This is a genomic window from Clostridium sp. AF21-20LB, assembly GCF_003478795.1.
GTDB lineage: Bacteria > Bacillota > Clostridia > Lachnospirales > Lachnospiraceae > Otoolea > Otoolea fessa.
The window spans coordinates 71,856-90,964 of record NZ_QUGD01000006.1 but is presented as its reverse complement, the minus strand read 5'-3'; the positions used below and the strand labels follow the sequence as shown (position 1 = coordinate 90,964).

Genomic DNA, 19,109 nt, shown 5'->3' with positions numbered 1-19,109 from the left:
TATATGCAGTTTTTATGAAGTTCTAAACACCTGGTCAAAAACAGCAAGTATGGTTTTTATATCAATCGGTTTTGCAATATGTTGATCCATTCCTGCTTCTTTTGCTCTTATTCTGTCCTCTGTGAACGCATTTGCTGTCATTGCAATGATCGGTATCGCTTTAGCATCCTTTCTATCCATGGAACGAATCGTCTTTGCTGCTTCATAACCATTCATAACCGGCATCATGATATCCATAAGAATCGCATCAAATTCACCGGGTTCACTTTTTTTGAATCGTTCAACGGCTTCCTGCCCATTCCATGCCTTAGTCACGACAGCACCTTCATTCTGAAGCACAAATTCAGCAATTTCCATGTTCAGCTCATTATCTTCTGCCAGAAGAATATGCAGTCCCTTTATAGATTTTCCATCTGATACATCTTTCTTTTCTTCCCGTTTATCCGAATTCAGATCGATTTTAAATGGAATCCGGATCACAAAGGTAGTCCCTGCACCGTTTTCACTTTCAAAGGTAATGGTTCCACCCATTGTCTCAATCAACTTCTTTGCAATCGGCATTCCCAGGCCTGTTCCGGCAAATTTTGTACGGCTTCCTGCATGTTCCTGGGCAAACGGTTCAAAAATATGTTTCTGAAACTCATCTGTCATTCCGATTCCGGTATCCCGGCAGACAAATTCTATTGTCGTCATCTCTGGCTGTCCGGATGGAATCTCCCGGCAGCTAATATAGATATGTCCGTTTTTTCTGTTATATTTCACCGCATTCGACAGTATATTCATCATCACACGTTTCACATATCCTGGACTTCCAATAAACTTCCGATGTGTGATTTCTTTCTTCTCCCACACGATCCGGATATTCTGTTCTGCCGCCATCTGCTCGATCACAACAAGTACTTCCCTGGAAATACGGCTCAGATCAAACGGAATTTCTTCCAAAATCACTTCGCCCGACTCCAGCTTACTCATATCCAGGACATCGTTTACCAGTTCCAGCAACAAATTGGATGCCTCTTTCACCTTTGTTCTGTATTCTGTCTGTTTCTCCATATCATCTGCACAATGATCTGCCATATTGATCAAACCGCAGATTCCATTAATCGGAGTCCGGATATCATGGCTCATCCGCTGAAGAAACTCTGTTTTTGCCCGATTAGCGGCTTCCGCCTTTTTTGCAGCTATCAGAAGTTCTGCTTTATATTTTTCATCCTTTTCCCGTTCTTGTTTCTCATGTTCCAGATTGGTTCTGGAGATACAGAACCAAAATATACCAACTATCAAAGCATATAGAAAAATGACACCAGTCACACTTAATGGAAGGTTATGAAACACTTCCGCATCCGGAAGATATGCATAAATATAATAATCCCTCTGCTTCAGCATGATTCCGTAGCATCCGGTTCCTTCATTCTTTAAATGAAAAATATGCTGACTGTCTGTGTGCTTTTTCATTGCCTGAACAACCTCATTGTCGGCCGTATTCTGCCCCAGCAGGCTCTCATCGTTACTGGCAACAACGACCCCCTCGTCTGCAACAATAATTGTTCCATCTTTTTGGACGCCATATCCATTTAAAAGTCTCTGTATCGTCAAAGTATAGTTTCTGGTAAATTCAGGAGATGTGTAATAATAAATTGCCACAACACCCGGCGCGTCTTTTCTGGCACAGGCTGCAATGTCGATCCGGGACCCGTCTTCTTTGGCAAACCGTTCTGAATAAGATCTTTCTTCATATCCTGCAAAATCCATGATAATTTCTTTTTGCAGATACTTCGTAATCTCATCCGTCAGTGACTCGTTCATGCTGTACTCACAGACCGTCTTTCCTTCTGCATCAAGTACAAGGATACCATCCACCCAGAGTGTCTGCAGATTATCCTTCAGAAACTCCCGGCTTAACTGACCGCCGTTTTCTGTTTCCATGTTAATATTGGTACTCATCTGTCTGGCACTTTCAATGGCACGGAGGAGACTTTTGGATTCCGAAGATTCATTATAATGGGTGTAGGTGGAGCACTGCACTTTCACATAGTTTACGATCTCTACCATTCTTTCTTCTGCTTCCGCTTTTTCCGCGTGGAAGAAATAAAACAGAGAGACTACAGCCACACCGATTCCAAGCAAAATACCAATTATTTTAATCTGGTTTTCCTTCGTTCTTCCCTTAATATCCAAGATTATCCACCTCCAGATACTTCTCCGGATCATCCAGATATTTTTCAATGATTTTCAGGGATGTGCCATCCTGACGCATTTCCTCCAGAATCTGATCCATCCGTTCACAGATTCCCCGCTCATCCTCTTTGCAAAGCAACCCCTATTCCGGTGATCATCAGCGGTTCTTCCAGGATACGAAAGCTTGTGTCATAATCCTTCATATACTGGACAATCGATTCCTCATGTGCGGCAACTGCATCTACGTATCCTTTCCCCAGAAATGTATAGATCAGTTCCCGGTGTCCCAGGCTGATCAGATTTCCCAGTTTTGGGATTCTCTCATCCGTCCGGTTCAGAAAGATGCCCTCCGGTTTGGTTGTGGACTGGACAGCCAGATTCTTTCCCTCCAGGTCACTCAGTTTATAGATGTCACTGCTCTCATTTACAGCAACCACCTGACGGCTTGCTATGTACGGTCCGGCCCAGCGGTAATCATCCAGGCGCCCTTCCATGGAAAAACAGCCCATGATGCAATCTATCTCTCCACTCTCCACCAGCTCTTTCTTCTTCTCCCAGTTAATCTGGACAACCCTCACCTGATAACCCATTCTTCTGAAAGCTTCTGTAGCCAGTTCTACATCAATTCCCGTCGGCACACCATCTTCATTCAGATAATTGTATGGTGGATAGTTGTCGCTTCCGAGTGTGATGACGGGTTTTCCCGTTTCTTTTTTATTCTCATCTGTATTTTTGCACCCTGCCAGGGCGACTGCTAAAATTCCAACAAGCAGAATACCTGCGATCACTCTTTTTCCTTTCATTTTCCTTCCATCCCTGTTATTCTTTTCTATTTTTTCACATCTGATTTCCGGCTATTTATTACGATTCAGTGGCCTGCGCTTCGGTGCCCCCCCCCGCACATAAGACTTAATTTCCTATATGATCAAAAAAAAGCTCCATGTAAAAAACTCACAGGAACTCTATTCATAATACCCATTTAACTCTTACCTTATATTCTTACACTTTCGATTATAGCATTCAAAATATACCATGTCCATAAAAATTGCCATCATCCATGTTTTTTTTCATAAACAGCCGCCGGTTATTTATATAAAAGAACCCCCTTACTTTCGTAAGGGAGTCCTCATTTACTCATCTATTCAAGGATATTTCCTTAAAATTATTTCTCAGCGATTGCAGCCTGAGCAGCAGCCAGACGAGCGATCGGCACACGGAACGGTGAGCAGGATACATAGTCAAGACCAATCTTGTGGCAGAACTCTACGGAAGACGGGTCGCCGCCGTGCTCGCCGCAGATACCTACATGAAGGGTCGGGCGCTCTGCTTTACCTAACTTGATAGCCATCTCCATGAGCTTACCTACGCCCGTCTGATCCAGTTTTGCGAATGGATCGCTCTCGAAGATCTTCTTGTCATAGTAAGCATTCAGGAACTTGCCTGCATCATCACGGGAGAAGCCGTAGGTCATCTGAGTTAAGTCGTTTGTACCGAAGCAGAAGAATTCAGCCTCTTTTGCGATGTCGTCAGCGGTCAGAGCTGCACGCGGGATCTCGATCATGGTACCTACTTCGTACTTCAGATCAACGCCTGCTGCTGCGATCTCCTCGTCAGCGGTCTTCACAACGATATCTTTTACATATTTTAACTCTTTCGCATCGCAAGCGAGCGGAATCATGATCTCCGGTTTTACGGACCAGTCAGCGTGAGCTTCTGTACGTTGATAGCTGCACGGATAACTGCCTTGGTCTGCATAACAGCGATCTCCGGATAGGTAACTGCCAGACGAAGTCCACGGTGACCCATCATCGGGTTGAACTCATGCAGGGAAGCAATCAGGTTCTTGATGAACTCTACAGATTTGCCCTGAGCGTCAGCCAGTTTCTTGATGTCCTCTTCCTCAGTCGGAACGAACTCATGCAGCGGCGGATCCAGGAAACGGATAGTTACCGGGTTGCCCTCCAGAGCCTCGAACAGACCTTCGAAGTCGCCCTGCTGATACGGAAGGATCTTATCCAGAGCTGCTTCTCTCTCTTCTACAGTGTCAGCACAGATCATCTCACGGAAAGCAGCGATTCTGTCTTCCTCGAAGAACATATGCTCGGTACGGCAAAGACCGATACCCTCAGCGCCAAGCTCTCTAGCCTTCTTAGCATCTGCCGGTGTATCTGCGTTTGTACGAACTTTCAGTCTTCTGAACTTGTCAGCCCATGCCATAACGCGACCGAATGTACCAGCGATAGTAGCATCTACGGTCTTGATCTCACCTTCGTAAATATTACCGGTTGTACCATCGATGGAGATGAAGTCTCCCTCGTTGAATACTTTACCAGCTAAAGTGAATTTCTTATTCTCTTCATCCATAGCGATGTCGCCGCATCCGGATACACAGCAGGTACCCATACCACGAGCAACTACAGCTGCGTGAGAGGTCATACCACCACGAACGGTTAAGATACCCTGAGCAACCTTCATACCGGTATATCTTCCGGAGAAGTCTCAAGACGAACTAAGATAACTTTCTCGCCCTTCTCAGCCCATTTCTCAGCATCTTCTGCGGTGAATACAACTTTACCGCAAGCAGCACCCGGAGAAGCACCTAAGCCTTTTCCAAGCGGAGTAGCTGCCTTTAATGCAGCAGCGTCAAACTGCGGATGCAGCAGTGTATCGAGGTTACGCGGGTCGATCATAGCGACTGCTTCTTCCTCTGTCTTATGACCTTCATCTACCAGGTCGCAAGCGATCTGCAGCGCAGCCTGAGCAGTTCTCTTACCGTTACGGCACTGTAACATGTAGAGTTTCTTGTTCTCTACGGTGAACTCCATATCCTGCATATCATGGTAGTGGTTCTCAAGCACATCACAAACCTTGATGAAATCTGCATATGCCTCCGGGAACTCCTGCTCCATCTGTGCGATCGGCATCGGAGTACGAACACCAGCAACAACGTCCTCGCCCTGTGCGTTCTTTAAGAACTCGCCCATCAGCTTCTTCTCGCCGGTTGCCGGGTCACGGGTAAATGCAACACCTGTACCAGACTCATCGTTTAAGTTACCGAATACCATCGGCATTACGTTTACTGCAGTACCCCAGGAATACGGAATATCATTATCTCTTCTGTATACGTTCGCACGCGGGTTGTCCCAGGAACGGAATACAGCTTCGATCGCTAATTTTAACTGAACAACCGGATCAGACGGGAAGTCCTCACCTAACTGTTTCTTATACTCAGCCTTAAACTGCTCTGCCAGAGTCTTTAAGTCAGCTGCGGTCAGCTCTATGTCGTAGTGAACGCCTTTTTCTGCTTTCATCTTGTCGATGAGCTGCTCGAAGTATTTCTTACCAACCTCCATAACGACATCTGAGAACATCTGGATGAAACGTCTGTAGGAGTCATATACAAATCGCTCAAATTTCGGGTCCGGGTTGCCTGCGATCATCGCTGCAACTACCTCGTCATTTAAACCAAGGTTTAAGATGGTATCCATCATACCTGGCATGGATGCTCTCGCACCGGAACGAACCGATACTAACAGTGGGTTCTTCAGATCGCCAAATTTCTTTCCATTGAGCTCTTCCATCTTCTTAACGCCTTCCATGGTCTGTGCCATGATCTCGTCGTTAATCTTGCGACCATCTTCGTAATACTGGGTACAAGCCTCAGTTGTGATTGTAAATCCCTGTGGAACCGGCAGACCGATGCTTGTCATCTCCGCCAGGTTCGCTCCCTTTCCTCCCAGCAGGTTACGCATGGTCATGTCGCCCTCGCTAAACATATAAACCCATTTTGCCATAAGTATTTTCCTCCTATACTCGTTTATGTTTTACATTCACATATTTGTATTTATGTGAAAGATAAAAGCCATCGTGAATATTATAACATAAACTGCGGTCTAGTAAAGAGTTTTTTTGAATTCTTTCCAACTTTTTTTCGATCAATATATATTTTTTTGTAATTTTCGTGAATATTAAATGAGATGACTATCCAGAACAGTGCCTAATCTGGCCCAAAATAAATTTCGTTCTTTGCAAAATGCCAAAAATGTCACAAGCCCTCTCTAACACAAAAAGCAGAAACCATCTCCTATTTTCTGGAATATGGTTTCTGCTTTTTTGTTTATTTAAAGATTAGAAACGGAACTTATCCTCAAAGTAGTTCTTTAACTCGGCGATCGGCACACGTACCTGTTCCATGGTATCACGGTCACGGACGGTAACAGCCTGGTCGGTCTCCGACTCGAAGTCGTAAGTGATGCAGAACGGAGTACCGATCTCATCCTGACGGCGGTAACGCTTACCAATGTTTCCTCTGTCGTCGAACTCGCAGTTGTAGTACTTGGAAAGCTCTGCGTAGATCTTCTCTGCTCCCTCGTTAAGCTTCTTGGACAGCGGAAGCACACCGATCTTAACCGGTGCGATAGCCGGATGGAAGTGAAGAACGGTTCTTACATCGCCCTCTCCGATCTCTTCCTCATCGTATGCAGCACACAGGAATGCCAGGGTTACACGGTCAGCACCCAGTGACGGCTCAATCACATACGGGATATATTTCTCCTTCTTCTCATCATCGAAGTAGGTCATATCCTGACCGGAGGTGTTCTGATGCTGGGTCAGATCGTAATCGGTACGGTCTGCGATACCCCACAGCTCGCCCCATCCGAACGGGAACAGAAATTCCAGATCGGTCGTCGCCTTGCTGTAGAAGCACAACTCTTCCGGAGAATGGTCGCGCGCGCGCATCTCATCCGGCTTGATGCCAAGTGTCTGCAGCCAGTCGATGCAGTGCTGTTTCCAGTATGCAAACCACTCAAGGTCGGTTCCCGGTTCACAGAAGAACTCCAGCTCCATCTGCTCGAACTCTCTGGTACGGAAAGTAAAGTTACCCGGTGTGATCTCGTTACGGAAAGATTTACCGATCTGACCGATACCAAACGGGATCTTCTTGCGGGAGGTTCTCTGTACGTTCTTGAAGTTTACAAAGATACCCTGTGCAGTCTCCGGACGCAGATATACGGTGTTTTTTGCATCCTCGGTAACTCCCTGGAAAGTCTTGAACATCAGGTTAAACTGACGAATGTCGGTGAAATCATGCTTGCCGCAGCTCGGACAGCAGATGTTATTGTCATCAATGTACTGTTTCATCTGCTCCTGGGACCAGCCGTCTACGGAACCCTCGATCTCGATGTTGTGCTCTGCCATATAGTCCTCGATGAGCTTATCTGCACGGAAACGCTCTTTACAGCTCTTGCAGTCCATCAGCGGGTCAGAGAAGCCGCCCAGATGTCCAGATGCCACCCATGTCTGGGAGTTCATGAGAATCGCACAGTCTACACCTACGTTGTACGGGCTTTCCTGAATAAATTTCTGCCACCATGCACGTTTTACATTGTTTTTCAGTTCTACGCCCAGATTGCCGTAGTCCCATGTATTGGCAAGGCCGCCGTAAATCTCAGAACCCGGATATACAAATCCTCTTGATTTTGCGAGCGCCACGATTTTGTCCATCGTCTTTTCCATTTGTCTTGTCCTCCTGATTCATTTATCATTGTACCCGTCCCCGCCTCTTCTTTCGATATCTGGCAGATGGACGAATTTAACAATCATTCTGTTTTTTATCTTTTAAAAATCACATAAGCCGTGCCTGTTTCCGGCAGACTGACGGTTGAATCGTCTTTTAACTCGGTATTCGAACTGCGGTAAAGCACTTTTCCGCCGACCATCAGCGTCGCACCGCCCTCGCTCCGGACTGCCATGCCGCTCTTTTCATTTTGAACCGTATCCGTTCCGGCTTCGCTTCCATCTGCCTTTACCAGCTCACCCTCGGAAAACCATCCATCGGCAATCGCCTCCGAAAGCGGCTTTGCCTCCAGCGCCGTCAGGGAGTTGCTGGTGTCCTCGTTGTCATTCGTCTCTCCGAATGCTTTCAGATCTTCAAAGGAAGCATAATCAAAGATCGCAGTCACCGTGTCTTTTCCCGCCTTCACACTTTTCAATGCTGCCGGCAATCTCTCGGCATTTTTCTGGTTCTGTGCCAGCGCCCCGGCGCCTTTTTCTTCATTAAAATGAATCACTGCCGTCTCTAAATACTGCTTTAATTCATTCTCATCGACCGAAATACCGCCGGTCTGCTCCACCAGAGCACTCGACAGCGCTCCGTCTTTTGCCACATATACGCAGCTCTCCGAAGGGGAAAAGGCGGTTTCCCGTGAGCCACAGCCGGACAGCATCACACCCACGGTACACGCTGCCAGAAGAAATCCTCTTTTTTTCATTGCTCTTCCTCCCAAGCGCAAAAATGCTCCTACAACCAAGTTTTTATAGTATACCTGCTTTTCTATGTATTTTCAAGACTTGGACCTGAAAAAACGCATACTCGCACTTCCGTTTCCAGAGATACCTGCCTTTCAACCGTAAATCCTGCTTTTTGTCAACGTCCCCCATTCAGGGTCTTCCAGATGTCCGGACGGTACCTCCGCAACACGCGCGCCGCCTGATAACAGAGTGTCACTGCAAGTAGCGGCATGCACACATACATAAACATCGAAACCAGCTGGCTGCCCGGAAATAGCAGCGCCGCCGCCTTATTGAGGAAACGGACCACCACAAAGTGCGTCGCATAGATAAAAAAGGTGCAGGTCATAAACGGTCTGACTTCTCCCAGCCAGCGCTCGTTTACCATCATCCAGATACCGATGACTGCCAGAAGCTGGTAGAGAACGATTCCCGGCACAAAATAGTGGGTATAATAGCTCCTGCTGAGCACGATTCCCACTGCCAGCAGGCACACCCCCAGTGCCGCCCGCTTCCACGACCATACCGCCTCCGCCCATTTTCTCCCGTGCAGCGCCGCATAGGCGGCAAAGGAATAATAAATCAGGGCGTCCAGATTCAGCTCCGGCAGCGCCACCCCCTTGAAAAGTGCCACAAGCAGCACCAGCAGAAATGCCGCGCCGGTCCAGATATTTTTCAGAAACAGATACAGCACCGGTGCCAGCAGCACCAGCAAAATGATCTGATACATGAACCAGAACACCGGATTGAAGGTATACTTGGTGATCGCCTGCCATGCCCCGGACGTCGTGATCACCAGATCCGTCCGGTTGGCGATCGTCTGCAGTCCCGGAATCCGGCTCGCCGCCACATACGCCACGTAGTAGATAGTATTCCAGAGCAGGTACGGAACCAGAAGCGAATGCAGACGTTTATTTAATTTTTCTCCCAGCCGCTTCATCGTGAAGTTCCGGTAGAACAGGTAGGCAGACAGCATGATAAAGCATGGGATGTCCACCCGCAGAATTTCCTGCATGACCGGGTACTGGAAATGCCACCACGGTGCGTCCTGCCCCAGTTCCGGGAAAAACAGATCCGCGTTGCCGGAATGCGTCCAGATGACCATGAGGCAGCAGATGAAATTGAACCAGGCGATTTTCTGGTGGAATTTGGCTTCTGGCATATAAACAGCTCCTCCCTGGATAGTTGTATGTTATGTAATCGTCTGCAATATCTCCAATGAGTGAAAACTTTTATCTACATACGCCCTCTTATTCCGCTCCACATTCGCCGCAAATTGTGCAAATGCATCTTCTTTCAGAAGAAATGTATACAACTTCTCGATCGGCGCGTAGATGACGTACTGCCAGGCGTAGCGTGCGGAGTCTCCGGCGCGCAGGGGTGGATCTTCGGTGTATTCGCCGTTGATGACCATGATTTTTAACTCGAAGATACGCTGTACAAGTTTGTTGGGGAGTGCGGGTTTTAGGAGGGCGCGGAAGGACTGGTAGAGTAATCGCAGCATTTCTCTTGCCTCCAGACCTTCTCTTCCGAAGTATTCGGCGAATTCAGCAAAATAGGAGGCGTAGCAGGCGCACTCAACGTCCTGTTCAAGTCCTTCGAAATAGTTTTCGATCTCCGCGCCATAAAGATTGTAGGCATCCCGCGTCTCAGAAAGTGTGAAGGTTCCAAATGCGAAAGGCCGGCTTGCCGCACGCAGCAAACTTCCAGTGCGCTTCGCCCCGCGGGCAAATGCCGTGATTTTTCCGCGGTCTCCCGTCAGGAGAATCAGACGTTTATCAAATTCACCGACCGGGGCTGCATAAAGCACCATTCCGGTTGTCTGTATCAAATCTCGCATGCAGCCCTTCCTTCCCTCACTTAAATTTCTTTCGGGTTATATCCGTAATTCTTCATATACATATCGCTGTCTCTCCACTCCCGGCGCACTTTAACCCAGAGTTTCAGGTTGACCTTCGTGTCCATCAGATTTTCAATTTCCATCCGGGCAGCGGTTCCGATACGTTTTAACATCGATCCGCCTTTTCCGATGATGATGCCCTTGTGGGAATCGCGCTCGCACACGATCGTTGCATCCACGTCGATGATGCCGTTTGGGCGCTCTTTCATCTGGTCGATGACAACTGCAATGCCGTGCGGGATCTCGTCGTCCAGCATCCGAAGCGCTTTCTCGCGGATCAGCTCCGCTGCGATCTGGCGCATCGGCTGGTCGGTGACGGTATCCTCATCGTAAAACTGCGGACCTGCCGGGAGATATTTAAAAATACTGCTCTTGACATCCTCGATATTCATCTCTTTGAGAGCCGAAACCGGGATAATCTCCGCAAAATTCAAAATATCCTTATATGCCGCGATAAAGGTCAGAATCTCTTCCTTCGATTTGACCGTATCAATTTTATTAATAACCAGAATGACCGGCGTCTTGATCTTCGAAAGCTGCTCTGCAATGTGGCGCTCGCCTGCTCCGATGAAGGTGGTCGGCTCTACCAGCCAGAGAATCACGTCAACCTCTTTTAACGTATTCTCTGCGACATTGACCATGTACTCGCCCAGCTTGTTTTTCGCCTTGTGGATACCCGGTGTGTCCAGAAAAATGATCTGTCCGCGCTCGTCTGTGTAAACCGTCTGGATACGGTTCCGGGTCGTCTGCGGCTTCTCAGATGTGATCGCGATCTTCTGTCCGATCAGGTGGTTCATCAGCGTGGATTTGCCGACATTCGGACGCCCGATCAGGGTCACAAAGCCAGATTTAAACTCTTTTGTATCTGTATTTGCCATCTTGTTTCCTTTCACTTGCATTTAATTTAGTTAAACAGATTCTTCACCGTCTTAAACAGATCCTGATTTGCCTTGACTTTCTCTGCATTTCCAATCGCACAGATGCTCTGCTCACTGAGCACTGCCCTGATAATCGGCGCCAGCGCCGGATATCCTCCGGGGTAACTGCCAGGATCTCGTCTCTCTCTTTCTGGATCATCGCATCCGTCACGCCGGTAAACCAGGCCGCGTCGGCGCGAATGCCTTTGTATGGCGGCAGAAGCGGCGCATCAAGGTCGCTGATGGTTCCAATCACGAATTTCGTCATATCACGCTCGTCTGCCTCAAACTGCTCCAGATACGGCACGATGCCCTCGTAAACCTCATTCGTCTCGCGCAGGTTCGGATCGCGGTAGGAAACGAAATAGCTGTCGCCAAACCGTCCGGCTCCATTCATGACGCCGTAAGCGCCGCCCTTGACACGGACATTGATCCACAGATAATCATATCCGAGAATGACTTTCAGCGTCCGCAGCGTGCCCTTGTATGCCAGCCCTTTCTCCACGAAATTGCCGCAGCGCGCCAGATAATTGACCTGGGAGGAGGTCATGAAGCCCTCGTTTAAATTCTCTTTTTTCCACTCAAACGGATAAACGGTTCCATCGCCCTGTGGAAGACGTTCTTTTAAGAGCGGAAGTGCTGCTTCAAGCCCTGCCTGATCGTCGGCTGCTGCCGTGTAGCTTATCAGCATATTTTCTTTCGTAAACAGGCGTGCCGCCGTCTCTTTTAATTTCGCGATCACCTCGCCCTTTTTCTCCTCAAAGTGCTTTGCCGTCTCTTCAAGGAACTGGTAGAAGCCGATTCCGCCCGTGCAGTCGTCAAATGCCGATCTGCCGAAAAATAGGAGCTGGCTCTCATCACTGCCGCTGAATGTGCCGCCTGATTTAAACGCATCTGGCTCTTCGACTTCGTCTCCGCCACAATCTCGCCGAGACGTTTCTCATCATCAAGGATTGAATCAAGCAGAATCTCCGCGATCGCTGAAAATCCGAAGTCCAGCTTCTCGCACAGCACCCGAGCACTCGCGGTAAAAATACCGGTAAACGCGCCCTGTTTCCGGCTGTCCGCATAGGAGCTGACGCTGAGCGTGATACCGCCGGTATTTAAGTTGATCTCATCCGACAAATCGCTGTATGTGTGTTTCGTCGTATCGACAAATCCAAGCACTGCTTTCAAAAGTCCCACATACGGCAGATCCCTGGATGGTACACGGTCGGTACGGAACATCACGCGCAGATAACCGATGCCTGAGGTAAAGAGCTCATGTGCCAGCACCTTGGTTCCGCCAATCTCGCGCTCGGTCAGGATAAATTTCTCCGCCTCTTTGCGGATATCTGAGCGTTTCAACAGCGGAATCTTCTCTAAATCTTCCTTCGGGGACGGGGTGTCCTGATACTCTTTCAGCTCTTTCGTGCCATCCACGATCGCCTGAATCTCCTCCGCGCCCAGGCTCTTCTTATATGCTTCCAGCTTTTCACGCAGCTTCTCATCCTCGATCGCCGTCAGTCCCCGCTTCGGGCTGACCGTGATCACCGCCTCAAACGGGTTATCTAAGAGATATTTGCGGATCAGTTCTTCAAAATATCCTTCCTTTGCTGCTTTTTTGAGGAATGCAAATGTCTCCTCATATTCTAGGTGCATCAGCGGATCGCCGCCGTACAGCCAGCTATCTAAGCACTGCAAGCCGTACATCAATCCTTTTGGCGCGTTGCCGAAATCTGCCTCGCGGCTGCGGAATTCATAGTAGTTGATGCCCGCCAGCAGGCTCTTCTGGTTGATGCCATCATCTGCCAGCTTCTTAAGCGTTCCTTTGACAGTCTTTAAAAATGCCTCTTTCTGGCTGCTATCCGCATTTTTCGCAATGACAGAAAAATATGGCTGTAAAATACCATTTTCATAGCTTCCCAGGATATCCTGGCCAATCCCGGCGCTGATGAGTTCTTTCTTTAAAACGGCGCCCGGCGCATCCAAAAGCACATACTCCAGGATCTGAAATGCCATGTAGAGAATCGGGTCGAGATCGTCGCCCACCACCGTATTAACCGACAGGTAGGTTGCGTGATCCTCCGGCTCATCCTCAGTGATCGGATAGAAGATCTCACGGTCCTTCGGCGCGTCAAACGGCTTCTGGTAGTGAATTTCAGAATCCACCGGCTGACGGTCATAGTGGCTTAAATACTCACGATCCAGCCAGTCCAGCTTCTCTGCCATATCCATATTTCCGTACAGATAGATAAAGCTGTTGGACGGATGGTAGAATTTGCGGTGGAAATTCAGGAAATTCTCATAGGTCAGCTCCGGGATAACCTCCGGAGCACCGCCGGACTCATGCGTATAGCAGGTATCCGGGTAAAGCGTGTTCTGCGTGTAGCGGTCAAGCACGCCCTCCGGAGAGGAAAATGCACCCTTCATCTCATTGTAAACGACACCGTTTACCGTGATCGGGCTGTCCGCCGACTCCATCTCGTAATGCCAGCCCTCCTGGCGGAAAATCTTCTCTTCTTTATAGATATTCGGATGCAGAACTGCGTCCATATAGACGTCCATCAGGTTCTGGAAATCTTTGTCGTTGCAGCTTGCAACCGGGTATACCGTCTTATCCGGGTAGGTCATCGCGTTTAAGAAGGTATTTAAGGAGCCCTTCACCAGCTCTACAAACGGATCCTTGACCGGAAATTTCGCCGAACCGCACAAAACGCTGTGCTCCATGATATGCGGCACACCCGTGCTGTCAGATGGCGGGGTACGGAATCCGATGCAGAATACCTTGTTCTCATCATCATTCGAGAGCAGGAACACTCTCGCTCCCGTCTTCTTATGTTCCAGAAGAATCCCCTCGGAATTCAGCTCTTTTACGTGTTTTTCATTCAGGATCTGATAGCTCTTCAAATCTTTTACTGTCATGCTGTCTTTCCTTTCTCTGAAACGATTCCACAGCGCATACAGACATCTGTTGAATCGCATCTTTTTTTCTTCTTTTTTTACAGTCTTCCCATAAATTTGTCTTTTAGTACGGCAAATGCCTCCCGCAGCCACAGGTGCACCGCCAGCACCGGGTCGCACGCAGCTGCCACGCCGACCGGCTCGATCTCCTGTCTGCGCGCGATCGCCTCCGCCCGGAACACATGGTAATTGCTTGTCAGAATTCCGATCCGGATGGTATCGCCGTCCGGGCGCTCACGGTAAAACTCCATCAGATGTGCCCGCGCCGCCTGCGCCTTGTTGTATTCCTGCCGGTCGATCACCGTCCGGCTGAACTCGATGTTCTGCACCGTGTCGGAGGACTGGTCTTCAATCAGCAGCTTATCCTCCGGAATCCCGTTGTACTGTAAATATTCGTACATCGCCCGCGCCTCGCTGATCTCCTCGCCCGGACCTTTTCCGCCGGAAAGCACCAGAACCGTGTTCGGATATTCCTCCGAATACTCGATCGCCCGATCCAGACGCTGCTTTAGGGAATTGCTGAGCTTGGTGCCGCGCACACGCGCTCCCAGCACGATCACATAGTCCGCCGGCTGTCCCGTCGCCGTAATGGCGCTCCAGCCGATCAAAACCTCCGTGATCACCAGAATCAGAAATCCCGCCGCACATACTGTCCCGACGGAAACGCCGACCCACACGGGGATTCTGCCCTCATGCTGGCTGCCAAACCACCATCCAGCCGCCAGAAGTCCCAAAAAGATCGCCAAGCAGGGCCAGATCAAGGCAAACGAAGTCGAAACACCCGAATAAATAACAATTATGATATAATATAACAGGCACAGGACCGCCGTTCCTCCTAAAAACCAAACCATCTGTCATCCTCCTGATGTCCATCCAGCCGCACCTTTATAAATCCAGCGCTTCGTCCTCACGCCGCAGGATATCCTGCGGCTCCGCCATACCGCCTAAGTCTACCCAGAGCTGCTGCTTCGGGTGCGGTGCGCTCTCCTGCGCGGTTCCATCCTCGGTAAAGATGCCTTTCACTTCCACACGCAGGTTACGTCCGTCCGGCTTCATGATCTCGATCGTCTCTCCCACGCTGAATTTATTCTTCTGCTCCAGATGAACCAGGCCATCCCCGCGCACAGCGCCGACCGTTCCCAGATAGGTGTACGGTTTTACATAAGTATTGCTTCCGTATACCTGCGACTCGGTACCCGGTTTATGGAAATAAAATCCAGTAATGTATTCCCGGTGGGTACATTTGCGGATCTCACTCTTATACCACTCCATCTTGGACTGGTATTTTTCCGGGCTTTCCAGATAATCGTCGATTGCGATTCGGTAGGTTCTCGCCACGGTTGCCACATAGAGTGCTGTCTTCATGCGTCCCTCAATCTTGAAGCTGTCGATTCCTGCTTCGACCATCTCCGGAATGTGCTCAATCATGCACAGGTCGCGGGAGTTGAAAATATAGCTGCCGCGCTCATTTTCATAGACCGGCATCCACTCGCCCGGTCTTGTCTCCTCCGCCACCGCATATTTCCAGCGGCACGGATGAGTACAGGCGCCCTGGTTCGCGTCGCGCCCCGTCAGGAAATTGCTGAGAAGACATCGTCCTGAATAGGAAATGCACATCGCTCCGTGGATGAAGCTCTCGATCTCCATATCCTCCGGAATATGTTCGCGGATCTCGCGAATCTCCTTCAAGGACAGCTCCCGCGCCGTTACCACACGCTTCGCGCCCTGTTTATACCAGAAAAGGAACGTCCCGTAGTTTGTATTATTTGCCTGTGTGCTGATATGGATCTCCATCTCCGGGAGAATGCGTCTGGCAATCTCAAAGACACCCGGATCGGAAATAATCAGCGCATCCGGCTTGATTTCTTTTAGTTCTGTGAAATATTCTTCCACACCGGCTAAATCATCATTATGTGCAAAAATATTTGCTGTAATATATACTTTGACGCCGCGCTCATGGGCAAACGCAATGCCCTCTTTGATCTCTTCGTTCGTAAAATTCTTCGCCTTTGCCCGCAGACCAAACGCCTCACCGCCCAGATAGACCGCATCGGCTCCGTAAAGGACCGCCGTCTTGAGGACGTCCAGGCTGCCCGCCGGGATTAGAAGTTCCAGTTTTCTCATGTTTTTCCTTTCTTTTATCGCTTTACACTTAACGCCACGCCATCCCCGATCGGAATGACAGACGTCTCAAATTCTTTCATGTGTGTCAGTTCATATAAATAATCGCGCATCCGCGTGTGGATCGTCCGGTTGCGGCGCTCGACCGCATAGCGGGATTCCACGATATCGCCGTCCTGTAAGACATTGTCCGACAGAAGAACGCCGCCGGACGGCAGCAGACGCAAAATCTGAGGCAGCCAGTGCATATACTGCCCCTTAGCCGCATCCATAAATATAAAATCATAAGGCCGGAAAGCGTCCCCAGTATCTCTTCCGCATCGCCTTCCAGTAAAGTAATGCACGGCTCTTTTCCTGCCCTTTCAAAATTGCGCTTGGCAATCGGTATTCTTTTTTCGTACTTCTCAATCGTCGTGATCCGGCAGTTTTCCGGCATCACACGGCTCATCAGTAAAGCCGAATAGCCCACAGCCGTTCCTACCTCCAGAATCGACTGCGGGCGCTTGAGAGCAATCAGTGTTTTCAGAAATGCGGAGGTCTCCCTGCGGATGATCGGCACGCAGTCAGCCAGCGCTTCTTCCTCTATCGAGTCGAGTAGCGGTCCGTTGCCCGCGTCCAACGACTGGATATAGGCGGTAATTCTGTCATTTACTATCACTTTTATCCTCCTCCGGGCTGGCGGCAGAAGCTGCCGCCTCATCCATCTCCTTCAGCATCTCCAGAGAAGTCTGGGCGGTGCTGAACTGATAGGTTCCCGGATATATCTTGTATTCATAAATCTTTGCCTGCAGCACAAAGACCACGCGGCTTTGAATCAAACCGACGCGTTCCAGCGCTTCGCCTGCCTCGGAGGTGCTTTCGCTTTCCTCGATGGTAACCGTTCTCATTCTTCCCGGCTCTGCCTCAACTGCGGTCGGGTTAAATATCTCATGCCCCAGCCAGTAGCCCTTCGTTGCGCCCTTATAGAGCAGAAACAGTGTCAGTACCAGAAAGACGATCCGGAACACACTGTCCAGAATCGATACTGCGATATGGGGTTCCCCAGATGTCCGGCTCATATGCCACCTCCGTGCTGCTTTTGCAGTCTTCTACACTTCCATGATGATCGGAAGAATCATCGGATTTCTCTTCATCTTCTTCCATAGGAAATCACTCAGGCTGTCGCGGATAATGTTCTTGATCTTGCCCCAGTCGCTCACGTGCTTCTCAAGACAGCTTTGTACGGCTTCATCCACGATTCTCTGTGCCTCTTCCATCAGATCCTCGGACTCACGCACATAGACGAAACCTCGGGACACAATATCCGGTCCGGCTAAGAGCTGGTTGCTGTATTTTTCCAGCGTCAGTACCACGATAATGATACCGTTCTGTGCCAGGTTCTGGCGGTCGCGCAGAACGATATTTCCGACATCACCAATGCCCAGACCATCGACCAGGATGCCGCCCGCCTGTACATGGTCGGCAACGCAGTAGCCCTCGTCCCCGATCTCGATCACATCGCCTGAACGCATCAGGATGACATTTTCCTTCGGAATGCCCATTGAGATTGCCAGGTTGCGCTGCGCCATCAGGTGGCGGTACTCACCGTGTACCGGAATCGAGAATTTCGGACGAACTAAGGAGTACATCAGCTTGATCTCCTCCTGGCAGGCATGTCCGGATACGTGGGTATCCTGGTTGATAACCTCTGCGCCCTTCATCGACAGCTCGTTGATAACTCTTGCAACGGCTTTCTCATTGCCCGGAATCGGGGTGGAACTTAAAATAACCACGTCGCCCGGCATGATCGAAACCTTCTTGTGCAGGTCTGCCGCCATACGGGACAGTGCCGCCAGAGACTCGCCCTGGCTGCCGGTCGTGATAAGGACGGTATCCTCTTTCTTATAATTTTTCAGATGTTCAATGTCGATCAGTGTATTTTCCGGAATATTAATGTATCCAAGTTCGCTCGCCGTGCCGATGACATTGACCATGCTTCGGCCCTCGACCACTACCTTACGTCCATAGTGGTATGCCGTATTGATGATCTGCTGGACACGGTCTACGTTGGAAGCAAACGTCGCAACGATGATCCGGTTGTTCTTGTGCTCTGCAAAAATCGAATCAAAGGTCTTGCCGACGGTGCGCTCCGACATCGTAAATCCCGGACGGATCGCGTTGGTACTGTCACACATCAGCGCCAGCACGCCTTTCTTTCCAAGCTCGGCAAAACGCTGCAGATCCGCCGGTTCACCGAATACCGGTGTGTAATCGATCTTGAAGTCGCCGGTGTGGACGATAATACCAGCCGGGGAGAAGATCGCAAGCGCCGATGCATCTGCGATACTGTGGTTCGTCTTGATAAACTCAATCCGAAAACATCCGAGATTGATGGACTGTCCGTGCTTTACGACCTTGCGGCGGACGGTCTTCATCATATTATGCTCTTTTAATTTATTCTCAATCAGTCCGATCGTCAGTTTGGTGCCGTATACCGGTGCCGGAACATCGCGGAGTACATACGGCAGCGCGCCGATATGGTCCTCATGTCCGTGCGTGATCACAAAGCCCTTGACTTTGTCAATGTTGTTCTTTAAATAGGATACATCCGGAATAACCAGATCGATTCCCAGCATATCGTCGCTCGGGAATGCCATACCGCAGTCTACTACAATAATGCTGTCTTCATATTCGAAGGCAGTCATATTCATACCGATCTGTTCCAGACCACCGAGCGGTATGATCTTTACCTTATTATGATTTGTTTCCTTTTTCAATCA

11 protein-coding genes and 3 pseudogenes are annotated in these 19,109 nt (G+C 49.4%); all 14 read right to left on the bottom strand.

Annotated elements, in window-relative coordinates; all coding sequences use genetic code 11:
- Positions 1 to 12: 12 nt before the first annotated feature.
- Positions 13 to 2,178: a hybrid sensor histidine kinase/response regulator gene (locus DWX76_RS05170; RefSeq protein WP_333490917.1), complete on the bottom strand. Its 2,166-nt coding sequence runs from the start codon at positions 2,176 to 2,178 to the stop codon at positions 13 to 15.
- 119 nt (positions 2,179 to 2,297) lie between these two features.
- On the bottom strand, positions 2,298 to 2,981 hold the full coding sequence (locus DWX76_RS05165) for a transporter substrate-binding domain-containing protein (RefSeq protein ID WP_412693992.1): 684 nt from the start codon (positions 2,979 to 2,981) through the stop codon (positions 2,298 to 2,300).
- Between the two features lie 359 nt (positions 2,982 to 3,340).
- Positions 3,341 to 5,972 (bottom strand): annotated as a pseudogene (gene ppdK / locus DWX76_RS05160) (pyruvate, phosphate dikinase).
- Positions 5,973 to 6,306: 334 nt separating this feature from the next.
- Positions 6,307 to 7,695, bottom strand: a complete 1,389-nt coding sequence (locus tag DWX76_RS05155; protein ID WP_107001585.1) for a glycine--tRNA ligase — start codon at positions 7,693 to 7,695, stop codon at positions 6,307 to 6,309.
- A 95-nt stretch (positions 7,696 to 7,790) separates the two neighbouring features.
- Complete coding sequence (locus DWX76_RS05150; protein WP_107001586.1) at positions 7,791 to 8,450, bottom strand: hypothetical protein; 660 nt, start codon at positions 8,448 to 8,450, stop codon at positions 7,791 to 7,793.
- A gap of 155 nt (positions 8,451 to 8,605) precedes the next feature.
- A complete protein-coding gene (locus tag DWX76_RS05145; protein ID WP_107001587.1) occupies positions 8,606 to 9,631 on the bottom strand; it encodes an acyltransferase family protein in 1,026 nt (341 codons plus the stop codon).
- Between the two features lie 30 nt (positions 9,632 to 9,661).
- On the bottom strand, positions 9,662 to 10,309 hold the full coding sequence (gene recO / locus DWX76_RS05140; protein WP_022359740.1) for a DNA repair protein RecO: 648 nt from the start codon (positions 10,307 to 10,309) through the stop codon (positions 9,662 to 9,664).
- A 20-nt stretch (positions 10,310 to 10,329) separates the two neighbouring features.
- Entirely contained in the window at positions 10,330 to 11,247 is a 918-nt protein-coding gene (gene era / locus DWX76_RS05135; RefSeq protein ID WP_022359739.1) for a GTPase Era, read from the bottom strand.
- Between the two features lie 26 nt (positions 11,248 to 11,273).
- A pseudogene (locus tag DWX76_RS05130) lies at positions 11,274 to 14,190 on the bottom strand (insulinase family protein).
- 77 nt (positions 14,191 to 14,267) lie between these two features.
- On the bottom strand, positions 14,268 to 15,080 hold the full coding sequence (locus tag DWX76_RS05125) for a YdcF family protein (RefSeq protein ID WP_118570236.1): 813 nt from the start codon (positions 15,078 to 15,080) through the stop codon (positions 14,268 to 14,270).
- A 34-nt stretch (positions 15,081 to 15,114) separates the two neighbouring features.
- Positions 15,115 to 16,353, bottom strand: coding sequence for a peptidase U32 family protein (locus DWX76_RS05120; protein ID WP_022359736.1), 1,239 nt, complete (start codon positions 16,351 to 16,353; stop codon positions 15,115 to 15,117).
- 14 nt (positions 16,354 to 16,367) lie between these two features.
- Positions 16,368 to 17,008: pseudogene (locus tag DWX76_RS05115) on the bottom strand (O-methyltransferase).
- Positions 16,995 to 17,408: an aminodeoxychorismate lyase gene (locus DWX76_RS05110; protein ID WP_118570235.1), complete on the bottom strand. Its 414-nt coding sequence runs from the start codon at positions 17,406 to 17,408 to the stop codon at positions 16,995 to 16,997. Before DWX76_RS05110 ends, DWX76_RS05115 begins: the two are co-directional and overlap by 14 nt.
- Positions 17,409 to 17,438: 30 nt before the next feature.
- Positions 17,439 to 19,106, bottom strand: coding sequence for a ribonuclease J (locus DWX76_RS05105; protein WP_118570234.1), 1,668 nt, complete (start codon positions 19,104 to 19,106; stop codon positions 17,439 to 17,441).
- Positions 19,107 to 19,109 lie beyond the last annotated feature (3 nt).